Source organism: Lignipirellula cremea (assembly GCF_056501455.1).
On sequence record NZ_CM151415.1, the window covers coordinates 3,633,851 to 3,646,911 of the forward strand.

The 13,061-nt window shown below is 60.0% G+C and carries 12 protein-coding genes, 1 tRNA gene and 1 pseudogene; 7 read left to right on the forward strand and 7 right to left on the reverse strand.

The window, feature by feature from the left end; translation table 11 throughout:
* Positions 1–6 precede the first annotated feature (6 nt).
* A complete protein-coding gene (locus tag SH602x_RS14360) occupies positions 7–1,098 on the forward strand; it encodes a hypothetical protein (RefSeq protein WP_479472964.1) in 1,092 nt (363 codons plus the stop codon).
* A gap of 162 nt (positions 1,099–1,260) precedes the next feature.
* Positions 1,261–1,344: transfer RNA gene (locus SH602x_RS14365), tRNA-Leu, on the forward strand.
* A gap of 224 nt (positions 1,345–1,568) precedes the next feature.
* Here the strand turns inward: SH602x_RS14365 and SH602x_RS14370 are convergent.
* Both SH602x_RS14370 and SH602x_RS14375 read right to left on the reverse strand, forming a co-directional pair.
* Positions 1,569–2,702: pseudogene (locus tag SH602x_RS14370) on the reverse strand (site-specific integrase); the annotation flags it as partial.
* The gene (locus tag SH602x_RS14375; RefSeq protein WP_479472965.1) at positions 2,585–3,013 is read right to left on the reverse strand and encodes a helix-turn-helix transcriptional regulator; all 429 of its coding nucleotides are present in this window, start codon (positions 3,011–3,013) and stop codon (positions 2,585–2,587) included. The pseudogene SH602x_RS14370 and the gene SH602x_RS14375, both read right to left, overlap by 118 nt.
* Here SH602x_RS14375 and SH602x_RS14380 point away from each other — a divergent pair.
* The 3 genes from SH602x_RS14380 to SH602x_RS14390 all read left to right on the forward strand — a co-directional run bounded on the left by SH602x_RS14380 (position 3,012) and on the right by SH602x_RS14390 (position 7,674).
* Positions 3,012–4,613 carry a protein kinase domain-containing protein gene (locus tag SH602x_RS14380; protein ID WP_479472966.1) on the forward strand — a complete coding sequence of 534 codons (1,602 nt, stop codon included), beginning with the start codon at positions 3,012–3,014 and terminating at the stop codon, positions 4,611–4,613. The genes SH602x_RS14375 and SH602x_RS14380 overlap by 2 nt on opposite strands.
* A 13-nt stretch (positions 4,614–4,626) precedes the next feature.
* On the forward strand, positions 4,627–5,793 hold the full coding sequence (locus SH602x_RS14385) for an ATP-binding domain-containing protein (protein ID WP_479472967.1): 1,167 nt from the start codon (positions 4,627–4,629) through the stop codon (positions 5,791–5,793).
* Between the two features lie 1,698 nt (positions 5,794–7,491).
* The gene (locus SH602x_RS14390; protein ID WP_479472968.1) at positions 7,492–7,674 is read left to right on the forward strand and encodes an RNA polymerase sigma factor; all 183 of its coding nucleotides are present in this window, start codon (positions 7,492–7,494) and stop codon (positions 7,672–7,674) included.
* 61 nt (positions 7,675–7,735) lie between these two features.
* Here the strand turns inward: SH602x_RS14390 and SH602x_RS14395 are convergent, their stop codons facing one another.
* From SH602x_RS14395 to SH602x_RS14415, 5 genes are all read right to left on the reverse strand, one after another.
* Positions 7,736–8,053: a hypothetical protein gene (locus SH602x_RS14395; protein WP_479472969.1), complete on the reverse strand. Its 318-nt coding sequence runs from the start codon at positions 8,051–8,053 to the stop codon at positions 7,736–7,738.
* The gene (locus SH602x_RS14400) at positions 8,050–8,643 is read right to left on the reverse strand and encodes a hypothetical protein (RefSeq protein ID WP_479472970.1); all 594 of its coding nucleotides are present in this window, start codon (positions 8,641–8,643) and stop codon (positions 8,050–8,052) included. The genes SH602x_RS14395 and SH602x_RS14400 overlap by 4 nt, the downstream gene beginning before the upstream one ends.
* 329 nt (positions 8,644–8,972) lie before the next feature.
* Entirely contained in the window at positions 8,973–9,371 is a 399-nt protein-coding gene (locus SH602x_RS14405; protein ID WP_479472971.1) for a hypothetical protein, read from the reverse strand.
* 63 nt (positions 9,372–9,434) lie between these two features.
* The gene (locus SH602x_RS14410; protein ID WP_479472972.1) at positions 9,435–10,472 is read right to left on the reverse strand and encodes a primase-helicase family protein; all 1,038 of its coding nucleotides are present in this window, start codon (positions 10,470–10,472) and stop codon (positions 9,435–9,437) included.
* A 600-nt stretch (positions 10,473–11,072) separates the two neighbouring features.
* Positions 11,073–11,321, reverse strand: coding sequence for a hypothetical protein (locus SH602x_RS14415; RefSeq protein WP_479472973.1), 249 nt, complete (start codon positions 11,319–11,321; stop codon positions 11,073–11,075).
* Positions 11,322–11,983: 662 nt separating this feature from the next.
* Between SH602x_RS14415 and SH602x_RS14420 the strand changes: the two genes are divergently transcribed.
* Positions 11,984–12,364 (forward strand): IS5 family transposase, encoded by a 381-nt coding sequence (locus SH602x_RS14420; protein WP_479472974.1) that lies wholly within the window; start codon positions 11,984–11,986, stop codon positions 12,362–12,364.
* Positions 12,274–12,837 carry an IS5 family transposase gene (locus tag SH602x_RS14425; RefSeq protein WP_479472975.1) on the forward strand — a complete coding sequence of 188 codons (564 nt, stop codon included), beginning with the start codon at positions 12,274–12,276 and terminating at the stop codon, positions 12,835–12,837. Before SH602x_RS14420 ends, SH602x_RS14425 begins: the two co-directional genes overlap by 91 nt.
* The last annotated feature ends 224 nt before the right edge of the window (positions 12,838–13,061 follow it).

The window sequence follows — 13,061 nt, forward strand, 5'->3', positions numbered from 1 at the left end:
AAAGCCATGAGGGTCTTGGGAGCGTTCGTGATCACGGGTCTGCTGTTCGTCACGTCGCTGCACGGCCAGACGGTCCGCAGCCACTCGAGCTTGCGGATTCCGACGCCTGCCATCGACGACTCGGAAGCCCTGTCGCCCCCGGGCCGCGCTTCGGCAGCGAGTCGATCGGGCGCAGTCCCCGCCCGCGAAGCGTCGCATCAGCGCGACGTCGAGAGCGGCTCGCGCGTTCCGGTCGAAGATTCGCGCCCCAGGCTCGTGCCGCTGGACGATTCCGCGCTCGTGAACACGCAGGACGGGTCCGTCTCGGCCCGGAACGTTTCGGCGACGACCGCGCTGATGCCGATCTCGTCGGCGCCCGTCGGCACGGGAGTGCAGTACTACGGCCCGTCGGCGGGTTCTGCGCCAGTGATGCGCCCGGCGGTCTCGCCCACGGGCTACGCGACGCAGGCGAACTACGGCGCCGCGGCTTCGCCGACGGTGACCTACTCGCAGCCGACCGTCGTGCCGTCGAGCTATCCGCCCGCGTCCGGCGCGACGACCTCCTACAGCGTGCCGGCCTCCGGCGTATCTCAAACCAGTTTCAGTCAGCCCAGCTTCGCGACGCCGACGAGCTTCGCCGCCCCGACGACCGGCGCCTGCTGCGGCGGCGCGGGAACCGGCACAGTCGTGACCGGTATGCAGCCGACGTTTCCAACCGCGAGTATTCCCGCGACGAGCTTTCCCGTGACGAACGCTCCGGCAATGTCGTATCCCGGCGCGGCTTACCCGACGGGTTCCTATCCGACGACGACGGTGTTCTCGCCGTCGGTCTCGGACGCGGCCTCGTTCGCACCGACGTTGAATGGCAGCACGATTCCCGGAGCCGGCTTTCCGGGAGCCGGCGGGCCGTCGGGCACGGCAGTACCGTTTCTGATCAATCCCGTCGCGGTGAACGTTCCCGCCGTGCCGGTCGACGAAAGTCGCCTGCAGCCGATCCTCGCTCTGCGTCCGACGGTCCCCGAGGAGAGCTACGCCGGACGCGGCATCCTGGGGCAGCCCGAACTCTACGTCCGGGGCCAGCACGTTCGCAACGTCTTGCGATACATCACGCTCTGGTAGTCGAGCCGTCGCTCCGGTCGATCGCCTCAGTCGCCGTTCGACCGAAGTGATTCGCCCCCCCAGCCCAGCGAACCCATTCGCCCTCGCTGTCGTCCATTCGGTCGGCGGCGCGGCTTGCGGTTCTTGCGACTCCGCGGCCCGTTCGCTACAAAGCTACCGCATGCCAGAGTGGCGGAATCGGCAGACGCGCTGGACTCAAAATCCAGTTCCCGCAAGGGAGTGAGGGTTCGACCCCCTCCTCTGGTACTCTCAGTTCTGGCGTCAATCGATGCCAACCGACGTCTAGGCAGCGACTTACGGTCGCTGCCTTTTTTCGTGGTCGCATCGGCGATTGTGTCATCCGATGCCTCGTTTTGCCCCTCCGGGACCGGCCCGTCTGTACAAGTTTCTGTACATCGATCGGGTAGCTTCGGGACGGCCGGTAGCCTCGTCAAAGCGTCGCTTACGTCGCCGGGACGGAGCTTGCTGTAGACGTCGCCGGTCAGCGTGATCGTCGAATGCCTCGCGAGCGTCTGGACCGTCTTCATCGGGACGCCGGCCTGCGCCAGAGACGAGATATAGGTAACTCTGAGGCCGTGAAAATCGCAGACGGCGCCCGATGCGTCCGCGACAAGAATGCCCGCTCGCTCCAGGTCGCCGCGCAGCATTTCGGCGGCTCGTCTATACCACGTTCCCGGCCATAGCTGACCAGTTCGACCGGGAAGCCAGCCGCGCAGAAACGCGACCAGATCGCCGGGAAGCGGCACGCGATCCTTCCGGCGACGTTTGGAGTACGCCGCCGCGACCGTGACCGCCGTGCCGTCCAGGTCAAACGATTCCGGCGTCAGAGAGAAAAGTTCCGACGCTCGCAATCCGCTGAATGCGGCAACGAGATAAATCGCGACGCGATCGGGACCGCTGATATTGCGGAACGCGGGCGCCTCTTGCGTCGCCTGAATGAGCTTGTCGAACTCGCCTGACGAGAGCGCGCGGCGACCGGGGCCGTCGTCGGTGACGCTCAGATTCTCGAATCGGTCCAGCGGGTTCTTCTCCGCTCGCCCCTCTTGCACGCAAAACGTCAGGAACGACTTGAACTCGCGAGCGTAATAGTTGCTCGTCCTCAAACCGAACGCCCCGGCCTTGCGCTGACTCGCGAGCCATCTTTCGAGCGTCGGCAAGTTCACGTCGCGAAGGTAGACGAACTCGCACCCGTTCAGAATCGCCGTGACGCGACTTTGAACGACGTTGACGTGAAGTTCAGTTCGTTCTTTCGATCGAAGGTTCTCCAGGTAGACGTCCAGGCTTTCCGAGAGGGGCGTTTTCGCGTGGAGAAGATGCGAAGCGGCGGCGGCATCCGTTTCGAGCTTCACGCCTAACTGAAACGAGCGGCTTTTGTCCGTGAAGGCCGTGACTCGCTTCCGCTCGCCCGATCCAGTCCGATACTCGACGGTCCATTTACGGGCCGGCTTTCCGTTGACCTTGCGTTTGAACAGACTCGGCATCGTTCCTAGCTCCCGTTGCTCGTCAGAGTCGCCAGCATGGTTTCCAGGTCCGACCGTTTCCAGCGGGTCGAGCCTAGAACCTTGACGGGCGCCGGAATCTCGCCAGCCGAAACGCCCCGCCATACCGTCCGCACGGACAGCCCCAAGAGGCGACCGACTTCAGAAACGGTCAGTAGCTCTGACCGATCGCGTCGTTCAGTCCAGGCCAGCAAGCCTCCAAGCGTCGCCAGAGCCTCGCGGGGCGTCGCCGATGGCTTCTCCGGTTCAACCGGCGCCCCGAAGCGTGCAGCGAAGCGGTTTGCTTGTTCGACCGTCTCCGCAATAGCGACTTGATCGAAGAAATCCGGCTCGCCAAGTTCGGCGATGGCGTCCATTTCGGAGAATCGAGCCTTTAGCCAGCGGGCGAAGGCGGGAGCGGTTTGCGGCATCTTCATGCGTTTCCTCACGTCAGGGGGTGACAGCGAGGTTACGCCGAAAAGCCGGCGGCGGTTTTGCTCCAAGCGACACACCAGTTGCGGCGGGCGCGTAAAGTCCGGTAGCGGGCCGGACCTCCTCACCGAAGCCTCTCGAATTGGTAAACTCAACGACTACACGCCGAACGTGATCGATCTACTTTTGACCCACTGTCCGTTTGGAACCTCGATGGATAGAGCAATCGCCAAAAGAATGACCGAGGAACTGGTTGGCGGAGAAGTCAACGGTTGGCTTATTCAGTCCTATCTCGGCGCAGGAAAGTCTGCACTTGTCTTGAAGGCCAGGAAGGACGGCGTAGAAGCTGCGCTTAAGGTCTTCGACCCGGATCTCGTTGAACGATATGGCGAGTCGATGCAACTCGCCAGGATCGACCGCGAACTCTCGCTAGTTGGCGAAAGGCATCCAAACCTCGTTCAGATCTTCGATGGGGGTAAGTGCAACAGCACGAACAAGCTTTTCGTTGTCATGGAATGCGTGCCCTCCCGAGATCTCGCAGAGCTACTCCCCAGCGTGCCCCCGGACCGAGTTCCAGGCCTAATTGCACAACTAGCCGACGCAGCTAGCTTCCTGGAAGGAAAGGGCCTTGCACATCGCGATATAAAGCCAAGTAACATTGCAGTAAGCGATGACTACGAACATCTGACTCTACTTGACCTGGGCGTGATAAAGCCGTTCAACGCAACGACGCTCACCGATGTTGAAGGCCAGCAGTTTGTAGGCACTTTGCAATACAGTTCGCCGGAGTTTTTGCTGAGGGACGAAGAGCAAACAATGGAAGGGTTTCGCGCCCTAACCTTCTACCAAATAGGAGCCGTCCTCCACGACCTCTTGACCCGCAAGCCGATTTTCCACGATTTTTGCAATCCCTATGCAAGGCTAGTCCGTGCCGTCCAAGACGAAGAGCCGGATTTCGCTGCGGACGGAGCAGACGCGGACCTCGTTGCCCTTTCGAGAAGCTGCTTAGTTAAAAACCCTGAACTCAGGCTTAAGCTCATCGATTGGGATAGCTTCAAGCCTAAGCCGCCCAAGCCCTCTCTTGCGACTTTGAGACAGCGGATCAGACGGCGACAAGCGTCGACTATGTCGGCGGAGGAATTTGACACCCCAGCGTCGCGCGCGATCCAACTGGCTCTAAATGATGCGTTAAGTCGACTTACGTCCATCATCCGAAACGAATGCACCAGTAATACTGAAGTCCTGCCAGCGTTTGAGATCTACGAACGAGCGACCGAGGATTCCGAAGGCGCGGTAGTTATAGTCGCCTTCGGCAAATCTCAGTCGCACAGCATCTCGTCGCCATTTGCGATTGGACTACGCGTTTCGCTGCTCAGTACGGACGCTCAGGTTGTCGCCATCCATTCTTGGGGCGCGGCTGCCGTCGACATTGACGAACTGATTGCTTGCGAACTCCCGCCAAACAAGATCGTTTATGAGGGCCCATTTGAGGATGATGTAGTGGCTGCGGGAATCAGCGAACATCTCTATCGCTTTCTCGCTTCAGCACTGGAGCGAGGCGAGGTCGTCGGCGGCATTGAGCCTTTGTCTTTCACAGCAGAATAAAGGGTGACTTACGATGCCTGGTTCTTGGTGGCTGGGGGAAGGCGAGCTTGACGACGATCAGCGCGACGTTATCAGCATCGCGACCAGCGGCAATCATCTTGTAATTGGCCCGCCCGGGTCAGGCAAGACAAACATACTACTGCTTCGAGCGCAGCATTTAGCGATGTCTGGCAAGCCCAACATCGCCATTGTGGTGTTTACGAAGACTCTAAGGAAGTACATTGCATCGGGCGGGAGTGAATATGCCTTCCCGTCTGATAAGATCGTTACGCACACCAAGTTCTTCAGAGACGTCTTGTATCATTACGGGGTCATTGTCACGCCGCCAAGCGACTTTCGTAAGCAAAGAGCCTTCTTGCTAGAAAAGGTGAAAGAACTGATCGAGATCCGCAAGATCAAAGGGGCATTCGAGGCGATTCTGCTTGACGAGGCGCAAGACTACTCGGCGGAAGAGATTGACGTATTTGCTCGGCTCTCAGATCAGCTATTTGCGGTTGCCGACAGTCGACAGCAAATATATGAGTCGACGGAACCAGGGAAAGAGCCGCTTTCCGCTATTCGGAAAGCTGTTGGCAAGGTGCATGAGCTTCGCCGCCACTATCGAAATGGCCTAGAGATCTGCAAGCTTGCAGACCTGATGTCAAAAGATTCACAGGGCGCCAAGTCGTTGGCAGCAACCTCGAATTACAAAGAATCCGTGAGTCCGTCGACAGTGACTGTCGTACATGCTGCGTTCGACGATCAGTGTCGTGCAGTCGCCAAGAGCCTTAAGTCGCAGCTAAAGACGTTTCCCGGCGAATATCTAGGTGTCGTGTGCCCTAAGCGTGAACAAGTCGGAAAGATCTTTCAATACCTCCAGACGGAGGCGGAGCTGAAGGCGAAAGTTAGTCTTATAGACGACGATGACGACGCATTTGATGCGAAAAAGCCGATATGCGTCAGTACGGTTCATGGCGCGAAGGGCCTTGAAGTGCGCGCGTTGCATTTTGCTGCTGCGGAGACGGTGAAGGAACACCCAAACCAGCGCAATCTGGGATTCACCGCAGTCACTCGGGCGAAGACATCGCTCACGCTGTATCACGAAGGTAGTTTTGGCGGTTGGTTTGAGTCGGCCATTGAAGGCCTGTCCGCGCCGAAGGGGCCACCGCCGTTGTCGGCACTGTTCAAGGGTAAGTCTTGATGTGGACGCTGCCGGTTACTCGGCGAGATCTCACGGAAGTACTCTCGCCGAGACAGGATGCCAAGCCGCTCCGTGTTGTGCAGTCGGGCCTTTCAGCCTTTGAACAGGCTTGGGGGGAGACTGCCGTTGCAGCGTGGCCGGATCGGCCCGCTCAGAGCGGGCCAGTTCCCGCGTTAATCGTTGTACCAAACGGGTCACTACGCGATTGGCTCGCTTGGTTTGCAGCGTATGTGAGAGACTATCGACCTTTCACCGCATTTTGCCGGGTAATCGAACGACAAACTGCGGATCGCGCTTTCGAGCGGCGAGACATTCCTTCGTTAGGAGACAAGGAGGGCGTTGCTTCCGGACTGGTGCTTGGAGAGTCGCTAGCGCACTCCTATAGCCGGGCTTCGCTCTTTAGTTTCCCTACCAGTGCCTTTTCGGCAACGTTGTCATTTTGCCTGTGTAGGCAGTTCGCAATATCGGGCGATGCTGCTCTTCCTGTGGACTTGGTGAAGCTTTGGGGAGAAGCACGGTCAGTGACGGGCCAAGAGACTCTATCGCTCGCTACGAGCGAAATAGTCAAGGCTTGGGCCATCGCGTTTAGAGCTTCCAGCAAGGGCGGTAGGAAGGATTTGTTTTCGGAGGCCGACGTCGTCGAATCAGCGTGGAGTGAATTGTCGTCCTCAGGATCGGTGCGACCGGCGACGTGGAGGCATCTGCTAGGCGGTTCGCTCGAAGTCTCGGATCCGTCGTCGATACTTGCTCTTCCACGGGAGCAGCGTTTTCATATCATCGATGCCGCTCTGAAAGAGCTTTCTCGAAGGACTTTTCGGGACGACAGCCGCGTAGGCTTCATTGCGGGGTATCTCGCAAGTCTGCTTTCGCCTGGATCGATTGACCATGCGGAATTGCTGAGTTCATTGGCTATTAGTAGTCCGGCCGTGTTCTTATGGTACGGACTTTGCGCAAGCGTGAATAGCAATGGGTTTGCACTGCCTGCTGGGAATCCTTTGGCAAGGCGAATTGTGCGGGACCTCACTTTGTCGGATCGATTGACTGACCGCCCCCGCTGTGATATTTCCGTAGATGAATTACTGATTCTTGGAATGAGGGACGGATTGCTTCTTCCACAGTCTCGGTCGAGTCGACTGGATGTCGATCTTGCTCCAGGCGTTACCATGGCTCTTCGGTTGCCGAAAAAGGAAGAGCGGTTTGAAAGTGACGTCTCGCTTAAGGCAGCGCAGGAAGTCCAGGAACTGTTCAGCGAGGCCCAAGACATTGCGACGCGGTGGCGTTCACTTGCAGAGAAGTTTGATGCAATCGCAAAACGTAAGGATGTCGCAGCGCCTCGATCTAGACGTAAGAAAGGTGGCGCAGGAGGTACTTAGGTCGATGCAATTTCCTTCGCTTCGGGAATGCGCCTTCAAGTCGAGCGTATCGCTTTCAGGTCGCCATAGCTGAATAACGGATCCTAGGTGCGGCGATGCGGCGTCGATCGTCTCGAAAGTAGCCATCGGCGGGGTTCTACTACGAAGTTTAAGCAAGCGAAAACGCGATATTTCGTTGCACCACAATAGACGGTGGTGAGTCTGTAGCGGTTCTGAGGGGATCGGAAGCGATTTCTCAAAGATTAGCGGAAAGAGGTCTATCGGCCGCGCGCGGTTCGGCAATCAGGCTGGAAGTATCGGCTAGGCTTCAACCCTGAGAGACAACATGAACGAACGATTGATCGCTGCCGTCGCCACGCTCCGCCAGGAGGACCGCGAAGCCTTTGAGGTTCTGAGGGGGAGCAACAGTTGGAAGGAAGCCGCTGCGAAGCTCGGCATCCCGCTCGGAACGCTCAAAACAAGAATTCATCGCGGAGGAAGGACGCTGCGGGAAATGGGCGCGATCTGAGCCTGCATCGGCTGGCGCACGAAAAAGGGCCGCCCCGATACGGGCGGCCCTTTGTGTTTCGTCAGCGTCCGTGAAGCATGTCGCAAACCTGCTTGAAGCGAACGACATCATCGACGCCGACGGCATCGCGCGAGCCGCGCGAACCGAAGATCGTAAGGACGTTTCCGTCTTGCGAGAGGGAGGTTCGCGTCCCGCGAGGCGGCGCACAACTCGCCCGCGCCATCAATCGCGCGGTCGCCGCGTACTTCGCCGGGGCATCGGGATTGAACCGAATCCGGCGCCCCGTCTCGCGGCTTTCGTAGAAGTTCTCGCGCGTGTCGGGATCGTAGAACATCGGGAAGCCGTCGCCCGCATCCTGCATGATGATTGGTTGACTCATTCGGCGACCTCCAGGTTCTCCGCATCGACCGACGGCGGAGCGTCGTTCTTCACTTCGCGCCGGAACTCGTTGGCCTTCTCGCGAACGGCCTTCGCTTCGTCGTCAAGAATGCGGAGCTTGTGATCGAGCGCGGCTTGCCGCTCGTCTTCCCAAGCGTACGTTTCCGCATTGAATCCCTCCACGTCCAGGTCTGACTGGAGACGCGCGAGCCGGTCCTTTGCGCCCTGAACCCATTCTTGCGGAACGGTCGCGTCCATCTTCAGACGAAGCAACCACGCTTCGCCGTAGGTCACTGCCGTTTTGTAGTCGATCGTTTCAGTGATCGCTTCGCGTTCCTTTCGCGACTGGATTTCCGCATCCTTCGCGGCGACCTGCGGCGCGATCATGTGGATACGTCGCTCCAGGGCGGCGCGCTTCTCGTTGACTTTGTATCCCGTGCGCGGGAGGTCTGCGAGTTCGGTGCGGAGTTCGGCGAGCGTAGGCGCCAGCGCGTTATCGTTCTCGTCGCGCGTCGGTTGCCGGAACGTGTTCGCGGCTTCAATCCGCTCGCGGGTCGATCGTGAATCCTGGACGGCCGCGCCGCCCTGCATTAGTTCGCGGACCGTGAGCTTCCGGCCAGCCCTCGTTTCGGCAGCTTCGGTGTACGTCGCTTGGTGTCTTTCGAGTTCCGCGCGCGCCGTTCGGGCGGTCGATCGATCCGCGCTGTAGGCGTAGGGGAAGGTCTGGCCAGTGAAAGCGCAGCGGAAGTAGCCAGCGCGGTGCGTCTTAGCTTCGTGGTGATCGTGCATTGTCTACTTTGTGATTGGTGGGATGGTCGGTCGCCGGCTTCGGCGGCGGTGCCGGAAGAGACTTTGAGGAGAAGTTGCGGAGATCGTCGGCGCTCGCGAGCTTGATCGCCTCGCGGTGTTGTTTGCGTTGCTTAGAGGTCGCCATAGTGCGGCCTCCAATCAATCGCGGTCGGGTCGGCTGGCTCGGATCGGAGAGCTTCCGCGCGGTCGCATCGGACTAGCTCCAGGACGATCTTGTATTGATTGTTCGAGTCCCGACGAAGCGGGTAGAAGTTGCCCCATTCGCGGTCGAGAAGGCCGAAGCGTCCAGCTTCGGAATGACCGACGACGCCACGGGGCGGATACTTGCCAGTCGCCATGATGTAGCGACAGACCCGGCGATGCGGTTCCGTCGCGAAGTAGAGCCGCCGGTCGCGGTATTGGTAGTAGGTGCCCCGTTCCGGGTCTGTCAGGATCGGCGGGTCGCTCGGCTGTAGCCGCGAGCGCGCTCGCGGGGCGAAAAGGGAGCGAAGGTAACGGAGAAGGTTCATCGTGCATCCACGCGCAAGAGAAGAGAGGCCGGCAGCGTAGCCGGCGCAGAAGAGAGTCAGGAATCAGGCGGCGAGCTTCGCGACGGTAAGTTCCTGCCCCGCATTCGTGCGGGTCCAGGTAGTCGCGAGGCCGTTGTGTCGCAGGTAGGCGGCGGCGCTCTGTAGCTCACGCTTGGCGACGCGAGCGTCGGTAGGCCAATCGCCTTCGCCAAGCAGTTCGGGAAGTGACTTCGCGACCCCTGCCCAAGAATCGCGATCCGCCATAGCGGCGACGATGGCTTGTGCGAGGTCCGACACGCTGGCGAGCGCGGCCCGTTCCTTCGCTGCCGTGCGGATGGCCGGGAGTCGCAAGCGACCGTCCGGCGTCGGCAGCGGAAGATCCATGATCGATCGCATGAATGCCGGCGCCTCTTCCTTCAGCCGCTCGATTAGCAACGGCTTCGGAATCTCTTGCTCCAGCGGTCCGACGTGCATCATGGTTATGCGCGTGTCGCCGAAGTCTGAGGGGCAAGCGTCGAATTCGTTGGCGCACTGGACGAAGTGAAGCGAATTCGGCTGACGGTAGGCGTCGGTCCGCATCCGTCGAATCGTCAGCGTCGGCGACGTGACCCAATCCTTTAGCTTCGCGTAGGCGCCCGGCGACGTGGCGACGTTCTTCTCTTCCACGTATGCGAGAACCGCGTTCGCGAGTTCGCCGTTGAAGTCATTCGAGTTCGTCAGCGCGCGGTCGGCAGCGGCGACGCCCTTCGTCATCAAAAGCGCGAGGGATTCGTGAAAGATGCTCTTTCCGCTGTTTTGCGGCCCGTAGAAGAACAGATAGGGAAGCGGCTCGAACGGGAATCGAAAGAGGTTCGCGATCCACGCCAGCGCGTACTTGGCGCCTGAGTCGATGCCGTTTCGCTGCGCCCATTCGTCGGCGCGGAGCGCTTCGTCCAGTTCGCCGGCGCAATGCTCCAGGATCGCGTCCCAATGGGGAGTCGGTCCACGTTCCGCGCTCGGCTCGAATCGGAGTTGCGGAGCGCCAAGATTCCATTGGCGGTCGCCGGGATACTCGGGACCGAAAGGAACGTGGACCCGACGAAAGGCGCAATCGACCGTCAAGCCGATCAGTGCATCGACTTCGCCTCTTGGGAAGCCTTTCGCAAGTAGGTGACATCGCACGTCGCCCGGCGAGCATTGAACCCAATCGTTCGTCCAGTCGCGGACGACGCGCCTAGCGATCTGCGACCCGTTTTGCCCTTCCTCAACGATCGTTCGCGCGTGCGGATCGACGGGGGCGACTCGCTCCAGCGACGAGCGTCGATCGGCCTGGACGCCTAGCGGGAGCGTCCATTTCTTCCGGGACGGTGTAGCGCCGGGGAATGAGTCGCCGTCTCGGCGCTCGAATTCCGCGACAACCTTACCCTTTCGCGTCGCACGGAATGCGATCGATCGATCGTCGGGAAGCGAGGCAGTCGAGTCGAGTTCGCGGGCGGCGTTCACGGCGTCGCACGGATCGTTGAACAGAAAGGTTGCGTCGCGGTCGGGATCTTCAATCCCGTTATGCGAGAGGGCGACATCGCGCAGGGGGAGCGCGACGCTCGAAGGCGTTTGCATGGGTATCCGCTCGATCCCGCTCGTGAGAAGAGAAAAGGCCCGCCGCGCGCGAGCGGACGCGCGGCGGGCGAGAGACGGTTGCAAAACGTCTCTTGGTGGGTTGGCTTATTGTTTGACTAGACGGCCGTCGTCGTTCACGACGTAGGCGATGGGAAGCGAGAGACCGGCGACCGTGTCCACGCCGTGAACGTCGCCGATCGCGAAGCCATGCGCCGCGAGTTCGGCAACGAAGCGGCTTCGCGTCCAGGTGCGGCGTTCTTCGGGCGGAAGTGCCTCGCGGAAGGACGCGAGCAAGTCTTTGACTTTGACGCTTCCGGTCCGCGCGCACTTACAGACGAGAAATTGGGCGAGCATTGGGGAACCTCAGAGAAGAACGGGGCGGGATAAGCGGCGGGCGCGAGAAGGGTCGATTACAGTAACGGGCGAATCGACCGCTCGATTCAGAATCCGAGCGGATTCTGGCAAGAATGTTTTGTCATAACAGTATCGCGGGAAATGGCCTCTCGATTCAGATTCCGCGCGGATTGGAAGGGAAAAGATCGGACATAACAGTAGCGGGGGAAACGGCCCTGGACTTCAGGATCGCAGGCGATTTCGGCAACATTTTTCGCCTACTACAGTAAGCCGGAAAACACCCTCTCAATTCAGAATCGAAACGGAATCTGACAGAAAGGTTTCGGCGATACAGTAGTGGGGCGGAACGGCCTCGGAATTCAGAATCGAAAGCGATTCTGGCAAGATTCTTCAGCCACTAGGAGTAAACCGGAAACGACGATCGATTTTCAAGGAATCCGCTGATCGAACCGGATTTCTTCGGCGGCAGTATCGTCTCGTCACCCTGATATACAACTCCTGCGCATCGTCACTCGCTCAAGTGCCGTGTTTCACGGGGGCAGAGCGTGATTCGTGACGTTATGGACGTTAGGCTCTGTTTGAGAACTGCACTTTCCTGATCCCGATCGCTCGTCGCAAGATAGTTCTTTCGACGGACGTGGACTGGCCAGGAGGGCGCGGCGATGGTCGACGAGCGTTTGACGGACGACGAATGGGAGCTGCTCGCGGACGTCTTTCCGCCGCCGGCGAAGACGGGCCGTCCGCGATCGAACTGGCGGCAGGCGCTCGACGGCATGCTGTGGATCGCTCGGGCGGGCTGTCGCTGGCGCGATCTGCCGGAATCGGACTTCGGGCCGTGGGAGACGGTCTACGGACTGTTCAACCAATGGAACTCCGACGGCACGCTCGACGAGATCGTGCGACGTCTGCAGGCCGCTCACGTCGACGTCGGGAACCTGGCGCTCGACCTCTGGTGCGTCGACGGGACGATCGTGCGTGCTCATCGCTGCGCCGCGGGCGGCGGAAAAAAACGGACGCGCGCGAGCCTCGCGACCACGCGTTAGGCCGCTCTCGCGGCGGGTTCTCCACGAAGATTCACGTTCTCTGCGACGGTCGCGGGTTGCCGCTGCACTTCCACCTGACGGCAGGACAGGCTCACGAGACGACGGCGTTCGAGGACTTGCTGGCCGGCGCCGACGAGCGGCTGGTCGACGACGAAGGGACGCCGGTCGCCTGGCCTGTCGCGATCGCCGGCGACAAGGGCTACCGCGCCGACTGGATCGACGCCTGTCTGCTCGAAACGGGCATCCGTCCGGTCGTGCCGTCGAAGAAGAACGAGGATCTCGACGCGCGGCCGGTCGAGTTCGACCGCGAAGCCTATCGTCGCCGCAACGTCGTCGAGCGGCTGATCGGCTGGCTGAAGGAGTTCCGCCGGGTCTTCTCGCGATTCGACAAGACGGCCGTCAACTTCGGCGGCATGATCAAACTCGCCTTCCTCAGAAGACTGCTGCGACTCGCCATCCCTCGCACGAATTGAGGCGTTTCAAAACAGAGCCTAGTGACCTCTTTTCAGGTATCTCCTATAGGGAGCTTTATCTGAGTGTCTAAAGTGGTTGCTCTAATCAATGTCTTAAATAACTTCACTATCGTCACTAACGTCACTTTGACTTCGCAAACCCCGTGAAATGCGAGACTTGCGAAAACGCGGTTCGGTGACGATGCGCCGGAAATGTATCCTGGAGTGACGTTGCCGTTACTGGA